This is a genomic window from Pseudooceanicola endophyticus, from assembly GCF_018760365.1.
Taxonomy (GTDB): domain Bacteria; phylum Pseudomonadota; class Alphaproteobacteria; order Rhodobacterales; family Rhodobacteraceae; genus Pseudooceanicola; species Pseudooceanicola endophyticus.
Genome location: NZ_JAHIAB010000024.1, coordinates 19,656 through 27,491, shown reverse-complemented (window position 1 = coordinate 27,491; position 7,836 = coordinate 19,656). Strand labels below are relative to the sequence as shown.

Genomic DNA, 7,836 nt, shown 5'->3' with positions numbered 1-7,836 from the left:
GCCAGGTCGAGGCCGACAGTGGTAACCTGCATGGGATGGCTCCTCTCAATCGCAGATTCTGACACCTGCAGTATGGCGCATTGCGACGCCGGGAGCGGGAGCCATCCACCCCATCTGCTTCCATGTCCTGGCAAGGGTGCGTGCGCGCCTGCGGCGAACTTCCGGATCCGCCCTTCGTGCCAGCGCAGATCGTCATGCTGCGCCGGACGTGAGCGGGATTTATGGGTCGCTTGACGCCTACCATTCCCCCCAGAGCCGTGACGCTTCGTTTCTCTGTAGGTAGCGTTGACGCGGAAGGCATCGCGATGCCTCACTCAGGCCTGATCTCGCGCTGGTGGCGAGCAAGGAGGTTGACCAGTCTGCGGCCGGAAATCACCCTCTGGCGCTTTAGATGGATGAGGCCCCGTTCGACGGGGTCGAGGTCAACGTCGTCTCCACAGACGCGAGCAATGGTGTCGCCGTAGACGTCCGTTGCTGTGACGGGCACCTGACAATTTCTCCGACGCTGATAGCGGCTCAGGATCGTAGCGACAGCTTGCGTCGGCTTCATGGTCTTCATCGGAGTTCCCACCGCTTCCAAGCGACCTCGTGTCCAGGGTCTCACCATCGCAAGCCAGCCCCACTGGGCCATGCTCAGGCTCATACGGGGAGGTCACAACGGCCCTCCGCCGGATCCGTCGCTTCATGCCACGAACCGCACATCCCCTTCATACACGAAAGGCGCCGGAGCGTCTGCCCCGGCGCCTCTATCATCGTCCTTCAGAGAGCAGCCCAGGGGCACCAGGCGGTACGTTTCGCCCTTGACACCCCTTGCGCAGACTTATGCTTCCGTTTGCGCATTCATCTGCTTTCTCTGACTCACTGCAACCAGGCCCTCAGCCGCACTTGGAATGGCCGCAGGAGGTGCAGGTCATGCAGCCCTCGACCATCTGCAGCGTGTACTGTCCGCAGGAGGGGCAGGCCTTGCCGCGGTTCTGCGTTACCGAAGCGCCGCCGTCCAGGCCCACGACCTGTGCCGCCGGGTCTTCCTTCAGGCCCAGGCCCTCGCTCTCCATGAAGCCGGTCTCGACCAGGTGACGCTCGATCACGCCGCCGATCGCCGCCAGGATCGAGGGGATGTACTTGCCCTTGATCCAAGCCCCGCCACGCGGATCGAAGACCGCCTTCAGCTCTTCCACCACGAAGCTCACGTCACCGCCACGGCGGAACACGGCCGAGATCATCCGCGTCAGTGCCACGGTCCAGGCGTAATGCTCCATGTTCTTCGAGTTGATGAAGACCTCGAAGGGACGACGATGGCCGCCGATCACGATGTCATTGATCGTGATGTAGATCGCATGTTCGCTGTCGGGCCACTTCAGCTTGTAGGTGTTGCCTTCCAGCGCCTGCGGACGGTCCAGCGGGTCGGCCATGTAGACGACCTCGCCGCCCTCGGCGGGCATCGCGGGCTTCTCTTCTTCCTTCTTGGTCTCGACCGAAAGGACCGAGCCAGTGATGTCGTTCGGACGGTAGGTGGTGCAGCCCTTGCAGCCCGTTTCATAGGCCTGCATGTAGACATCCTTGAAGGACTCGAAGTCGATATCCTCGGGGCAGTTGATGGTCTTCGAGATGCTCGAGTCGATCCATTTCTGCGCCGCCGCCTGCATCTTGACGTGATCGAGCGGGGCCAGGGTCTGGGCGTTGACGAAGTAGTCGGGAAGCGGCGCGTCGCCCTTCAGGTCCTTCCACAGCTTCACCGCGTAATCGACGACCTTCTCCTCGGTGCGCGAGCCGTCCTTCTGAAGCACCTTGCGGGTGTATTCATAGGCGAAGACGGGCTCGATCCCCGAGGATACGTTGCCGGCATAGAGGCTGATCGTGCCGGTCGGCGCGATCGAGGTCAGCAGGGCGTTGCGGATGCCGTGCTCGGCCACTGCCTGGCGCACATCCTCGTCCATCATCTGCATGGTGCCGGAGGCCAGGTAGGCGTCCTTGTCAAACAGCGGGAAGGCACCCTTCTCCTTCGCCAGATCGACGGAGGCCAGGTAGGAAGCCCGGGCGATGGCGCGCAGCCATTCCTCGGTCTTCGCAGCAGCTTCATCCGAGCCGTAGCGCAGGCCGACCATCAGCAGCGCGTCGGCCAGACCGGTGACGCCCAGACCGATGCGGCGCTTGGCCTCGGCCTCGCGCGCCTGGGCCTCCAGCGGGAAGTTCGAGGCATCGACGGTGTTGTCCATCATGCGCACGGCCATGCGGACCAGCTCGTCCAGGGCCTTGACGTCCAGCGTCGCGCCCTTGGTGAAGGGCTTGGCGACCAGACGCGCCAGGTTGATCGAGCCCAGCAGGCAGGCGCCATAGGGCGGCAGGGGTTGCTCGCCGCAGGGGTTGGTCGCCGCGATGGTCTCGCAGTAGTTCAGGTTGTTGGCCTTGTTGATGCGGTCGATGAAGATCACGCCCGGCTCGGCGTAGTCATAGGTCGCCTGCATGATCTTGTTCCACAGGTCGCGCGCCTGCACGGTGTGGTAGACCTTGCCGTCGAACACCAGATCCCACGAGGCATCGGCCTTGACCGCTTCCATGAACGGGTCGGTGACCAGAACGGACATGTTGAACATCCGCAGGCGCGCGGGGTCGCGCTTGGCCTCGATGAACTGCTCCACATCGGGGTGGTCGCAGCGCATGGTCGCCATCATCGCGCCGCGGCGCGAACCTGCCGACATGATCGTGCGGCACATGGCGTCCCAGACATCCATGAAGCTCAGCGGGCCCGAGGCATCCGCCGCCACGCCCTTCACGTCGGCGCCGCGCGGACGGATGGTGGAGAAGTCGTAGCCGATGCCGCCGCCCTGCTGCATGGTCAGCGCGGCTTCCTTCAGCATGTCGAAGATGCCCGACATGGAATCCGGCACGGTGCCCATGACGAAGCAGTTGAACAGCGTCACGCGGCGCGCGGTGCCGGCGCCTGCGGTGATGCGGCCCGCGGGCAGGAACTTGAAGTCCTCCAGCGCGCCGTAGAATTTCTCTTCCCAGGTGGCGGGATCCTGCTCCACCGCGGCCAGCGCGCGGGCAATGCGCCGCCAGCTGTCCTCGACCGTGCGATCGACGGCCGTCCCATCTGCATCCTTGAGACGATATTTCATGTCCCAAACCTGTTCGGCGATGGGGGCAGCAAAGCGGGTCATGGCAGATTCCCTAAGCGTGAAGTGACTGGTAAAACGCGATTTTCAACGCCAGCCGAGCCGCAGCAGGCCCGGGGCGGGCCCTCTGAATAACGCAATATATAGGGCCCGACAATAGTTGCGAACACTGTCCCTAGCCCTATCCCGTCTCACACCCGCTGCAACGCCCAGATACTGGTCCCGGCGCATTTACCCCCTTGCCACTTTGTTGTAATCGAACATCCATGGCCCAGATCCACCTCGTCAAACTCAGTGTCGGAACCGAAAGCGTCGAGGACCTCGCGGCCTGGCAGGCCACGGCCCATGCCCAGACCAGCGACGGGCTGCCGCGCCACGTGACCCGCATGTGGCCCAAGAAAGAGGCAGAGCTTCTGGCGGGCGGATCGATCTACTGGGTGATCAAGGGCAGCATCCAGGCCCGGCAACGGATCCTGCGCCTCGATGAGGTCGATGCCGGCGACGGCCTGCGCCGCTGCGCCGTCGTGCTCGACCCGCAGCTGGTGCGCACCTCCCCTGCCCTGAAGCGCCCCTTCCAGGGCTGGCGCTACCTCAAACCCGAGGATGCGCCGCGCGACCTCACCGCGAAGCGTGCCGCCGATGACGACCTGCCGGCCGAACTCTCCGCCGAACTGGCGCGCATCGGCGTCCTGTGACGCCCGAAAGACCCGCGCCCGTCTTGACCATGGGTCAACAAGGTGTTGCACTTGCGGTCAGGCAACCACAGGGAGGGGCCGGCCGTGTACCCGCTTTCGTCCATCTTCGCCTTCTGGAAGGCCCCCTTCTCGGGCGACGTGACGCAGAACATCGAACCACGCCTGTTCTCGAACGACATCGCCGGGGACCCGGCCACCGAAAGCTACATCCACGCCCATGTGGCCAGCTACGGCACCCAGCTTGACGCGATCATGGGCGCGCTCCTCGAACTCGCCCCCGAGACGAAGGACAGCCAGCCCGGGCTCCGCAAGCTGCAGGCGCTCTCGGAGCGCATCGACACCGCCAAGAAGGACCTGCACCTGGCCGCCGCCACGCTTGCCCTCGACCGGCTGAAGGCGGCCGACCCGGAGGGTTACGCCAGCTGCCTGCGCGCCCGCATGCCCCCGGACTGACCGTCCCGGCAGGCCTCCCTGTCATCTGGCCAGAAATATCCCCGCCGGAGGCATCCTTCAAAGGCAGGGCCGCCCGGGTTGTCCCGCGCGGCCCTGTTCCCGGATCCGTAAGATCGGCCCGGGGCCTCAGTCGATGCCCAGGCGCTCTTCCAGCTCGGCCAGCACCCGGCGGTCCTCGTCGCGCATCGGCGCCCGGCGGGCGCGGAACAGCGTCGCCTGGCTTTTCAGCATCAGCCCGTCCGAGAGGATCTTCAGGTGGTTCGCCCGCAGCGTGTCGCCGGTCGAGGTGATGTCGGCCACCGCTTCCGCGGTCTCGTTCTTCACCGTGCCCTCGGTCGCCCCCTGGCTGTCGACCAGCTGGTAATCCGCCACGCCGCGTTCACGCAGGAAGTCCCGCACCAGGCGGTGATACTTGGTGGCAATGCGCAACCGGAAGCCGTGGCGCGCCCGGAAGGCCGCCGCCACCGCGTCAAGGTCGTCCATCGTGTCGACATCGACCCAGAACTGCGGCACCGCGATGATCAGGTCGGCATGGCCGAAGCCCAGCTCGGCCATTTCCTCGACCCGCTGGTCCCACTGGCCCAGCTTCTCGCGCACCAGATCGGTGCCGGTGACGCCCAGATGGATGCGCCCGGCATTCAGCTCGCGCGGGATCTCCCCGGCGCTCAGCAGCACCAGCTCGACGCCCTCGATCCCCTCGACCTTGCCGGAATATTCCCGGTCCGATCCGGACCGGCTCAGCGTCACGCCGCGCTGGCCGAACCAGTCGAAGGTCTTCTCCATCAGACGGCCCTTGGAGGGCACACCCAGCTTGATGCTCATGCCCGGCCTCCCAGTTCCAGAACCATGCCCGGGCGGATGATCCCGCCCACCGCCGGAATCCCCTCGGGGCGCCCCAGACGGCGGCCCACCTCGCGGGTCAGCGCATCATAGCGCCCGCCCGAGGCCACCGCCGGCAGGTCGGGGCGCCCCTCGACCACGAAGCCGAAGACGAAACCGTCGTAATATTCCATGTGGGTGCGCCCGTAGGCGGCCTCGAACTCCAGGGTCTCGATGTCGATCCCCCGCGCCGCCATGGCCTGCATCCGCCGGCCCAGCCGGTCCACCGCCGGAACGATGGCGGGCATGTCGACGGCGATGTCGCGCAGCTGCTCCAGCGCATGGGGCAGCGTCTCGCGCACCGAAAGCAGCGCCTCCAGCAGCTCGACCTCATGGGCCGGGATCGGCGGCAGGGCGGCATCGGCGCGCAGCGCCTCGATGCGGCCCACCACCTCGTCAAGGCTGCGCAGGCCGATCTCGGGGCCCGCACCGGCCAGCGGATCGCGCGAGGCCAGCAGCGCCTTGCGCGCCGCCGGCATCGGGCTGCGGCCCGAATAGCGCTCGACCAGCGCCTTGAAGCGCGCCGGGCGCCACAGGTGCCGGCGCAGCGCCGCCTTGCGCGCCTCCGAGGTGTTCAGCCCCTCGACCGCGGCCATCAGGATGCCGATGTCGCCCATTGTGGCCTTCAGCCCCAGCGGCGCCACGGCAGTGCGCAGCCGGGCAAAGACCTCGGCATCGGCAGCCGCCGGATCGGCGCCGTCGAAGATCTCGAAACCCACCTGGACATATTCGTTGGCCCGCGCCTCGTCCTCTTCCTGGCGGCGGAAGACCTCGCCGGAATAGGTGTAGCGGGCGGGTTCGGCGCCCTGCTTCATGTGCTGTTCGACCACCGGCACGGTAAAGTCGGGGCGCAGCATCTGCTCGCCCCGCAGCGTGTCCGAGGTGGTGTAGGCGCGGGCCCGCAGGTCCTCGCCGTAAAGGTCCAGCAGATCGCCGGCCGACACCAGGATCGGCGCCTCGACCACCACCGCGCCCGCGGCCTCGAATTCCGCCCTCAGGGCGGCGGCACAGGCCAGGACCTGCGCCTTTTCAGGGCTGAGCCAGGCCATCAGGAGTGCTCCGCCAGGATCTCGCGGATCTTCGCGACCAGCTCGGCGCGCGGGATCTCGAATTGCGAGGGGCGTTCCTTCCACTCTTCCAGCGTCGCTTCCTGGGCGATTTTCGCCCCCAGGATCAGGTCCTTGACCTGCACGACACCACGGGCCTTCTCGTCGGCGCCCTCGATGACGGCGACGGGGCTTTCGCGCTTGTCCGCGTATTTCAGCTGGTTGCCAAAGTTCTTCGGGTTGCCCAGGTAGACCTCGGCGCGGATCCCGGCGTTGCGCAGCTCGGCAACGATGGACTGGTAGTCGGCCATCCGGTCCTTGTCCATCACGGTCACCACCACCGGGCCCTGCACGCGGCCGCCCATGCGGCCCTTTTCGCGCAGCGCCGCAAGCAGACGGTCCACCCCGATCGACACGCCGGTCGCGGGCACGCTCTGGCCGGTGAAGCGTTTCACCAGGTCGTCATAGCGCCCGCCCCCCGAGACCGATCCGAACTGCCGCTTGCGGCCCTTCTCATCGAAGATCTCGAAAGTCAGCTCGGCCTCGAAGACCGGCCCGGTGTAATAGCCAAGGCCGCGCACGACGCTGGGGTCGATCTGCACCCGGTCCCCGCCATAGCCCTGCGCATCCAGCAGGCTGGCCATCATCTCCAGCTCGTCGACGCCCTCGGCGCCCACGGCCGATCCGCCGATGGCGGCGCGCAGGTTCGCCAGCGTCGCGCCCGCATCGGCGCCTTTCGAGGTCAGGAAGGCGATCACCGGCTCGGCCTGAGAGGCCGCAAGGCCCACGCCGTCGATATAGGCCCCCGAGGCATCAAGACGTCCCTTGCCCAGCAGCTCGCGCACGCCGGTCTCGCCCACCTTGTCGAACTTGTCGATAGTGCGCAGCACATCGGCCTGCTGGCCTTCGTCGGACACGCCCATCGCCTCCAGCACGCCGTTCAGCACCTTGCGGTTGTTGATGCGCACCATGTAATCGCCGCGCGGAATCCCCACGGTTTCCAGGCAGTCCGACAGCATCGCGCAGATCTCGGCATCAGCGGCCACCGAAGGCGCCCCGACCGTGTCGGCATCGCACTGGTAGAACTGGCGGAACCGCCCGGGGCCGGGCTTCTCGTTGCGCCAGACCGGGCCCATCGCGTAGCGGCGATAGGGGGTCGGCAGGTCGTTGCGGTGCTGGGCATAGACGCGGGCCAGCGGCGCCGTCAGATCATAGCGCAGCGCCAGCCAGTCGCCGCGCTTCTCCTCGGCGGTGTCCTTCTCGTCGACCTCCTGCCAGGCAAAGACGCCCTCGTTCGGCCGGTCGACATCGGGCAGGAACTTGCCCAGTGCCTCGACGGTCTCCACCGCGGAACTTTCCAGGGCGTCGAAGCCGTAACGATGGTAGACATGGGCGATCTTGCCCAGCATCTCCGTCCGTTCCGTCACCTCTGCGCCGAAGTAATCCCGGAAGCCCTTCGGGGTCTCCGCCTTCGGACGCGGCGTCTTCTTCACCTTGGCCATCATGTTTTCCTGCGTTCTGGATCGCGTGGGCGGCATAGCCCAGACTGCCTGAGGGGGCAAGCAATGCCATGCGCCTCCCGGAAACAGGCTCTTTCATCTGGCCCCAAATATCCCCGCCGGAGGCCGGGCCGCAGGCCCGTTCCCC

At 66.6% G+C, this 7,836-nt stretch carries 7 protein-coding genes; 2 read left to right on the top strand and 5 right to left on the bottom strand.

What is annotated here, in order from left to right; all coding sequences use genetic code 11:
* Nucleotides 1–310: 310 nt before the first annotated feature.
* Entirely contained in the window at nt 311–559 is a 249-nt protein-coding gene (locus tag KM176_RS24025) for a hypothetical protein (RefSeq protein WP_160897154.1), read from the bottom strand.
* A 316-nt stretch (nt 560–875) separates the two neighbouring features.
* Nucleotides 876–3,161: an adenosylcobalamin-dependent ribonucleoside-diphosphate reductase gene (locus tag KM176_RS24020; RefSeq protein WP_160897153.1), complete on the bottom strand. Its 2,286-nt coding sequence runs from the start codon at nt 3,159–3,161 to the stop codon at nt 876–878.
* Nucleotides 3,162–3,382: 221 nt separating this feature from the next.
* Here KM176_RS24020 and KM176_RS24015 point away from each other — a divergent pair, with 221 nt between their 5' ends.
* Both KM176_RS24015 and KM176_RS24010 read left to right on the top strand, forming a co-directional pair.
* On the top strand, nt 3,383–3,811 hold the full coding sequence (locus KM176_RS24015) for a DUF1489 family protein (protein WP_160897152.1): 429 nt from the start codon (nt 3,383–3,385) through the stop codon (nt 3,809–3,811).
* 84 nt (nt 3,812–3,895) lie between these two features.
* Complete coding sequence (locus tag KM176_RS24010; RefSeq protein WP_160897151.1) at nt 3,896–4,264, top strand: hypothetical protein; 369 nt, start codon at nt 3,896–3,898, stop codon at nt 4,262–4,264.
* A 126-nt stretch (nt 4,265–4,390) separates the two neighbouring features.
* On the opposite strand, the gene hisG is transcribed toward KM176_RS24010, so the two are convergent.
* The 3 genes from hisG to hisS are packed head-to-tail and all read right to left on the bottom strand — an operon-like array spanning nt 4,391 to nt 7,691.
* Entirely contained in the window at nt 4,391–5,086 is a 696-nt protein-coding gene (gene hisG / locus KM176_RS24005) for an ATP phosphoribosyltransferase (RefSeq protein WP_160897150.1), read from the bottom strand.
* Nucleotides 5,083–6,192, bottom strand: coding sequence for an ATP phosphoribosyltransferase regulatory subunit (locus KM176_RS24000; RefSeq protein ID WP_160897149.1), 1,110 nt, complete (start codon nt 6,190–6,192; stop codon nt 5,083–5,085). The genes hisG and KM176_RS24000 overlap by 4 nt, the downstream gene beginning before the upstream one ends.
* The gene (hisS, locus tag KM176_RS23995; protein WP_160897148.1) at nt 6,192–7,691 is read right to left on the bottom strand and encodes a histidine--tRNA ligase; all 1,500 of its coding nucleotides are present in this window, start codon (nt 7,689–7,691) and stop codon (nt 6,192–6,194) included. Before hisS ends, KM176_RS24000 begins: the two co-directional genes overlap by 1 nt.
* Nucleotides 7,692–7,836: the final 145 nt, after the last annotated feature.

Coding starts and splice junctions, on each gene's coding strand:
- KM176_RS24025 (WP_160897154.1), bottom strand. CDS start 559: ATGAAGACCATGAAGCCGACGCAAGCTGTCGCTACGATCCTGAGCCGC.
- KM176_RS24020 (WP_160897153.1), bottom strand. CDS start 3,161: ATGACCCGCTTTGCTGCCCCCATCGCCGAACAGGTTTGGGACATGAAA.
- KM176_RS24015 (WP_160897152.1), top strand. CDS start 3,383: ATGGCCCAGATCCACCTCGTCAAACTCAGTGTCGGAACCGAAAGCGTC.
- hisG (WP_160897150.1), bottom strand. CDS start 5,086: ATGAGCATCAAGCTGGGTGTGCCCTCCAAGGGCCGTCTGATGGAGAAG.
- KM176_RS24000 (WP_160897149.1), bottom strand. CDS start 6,192: ATGGCCTGGCTCAGCCCTGAAAAGGCGCAGGTCCTGGCCTGTGCCGCC.
- hisS (WP_160897148.1), bottom strand. CDS start 7,691: ATGGCCAAGGTGAAGAAGACGCCGCGTCCGAAGGCGGAGACCCCGAAG.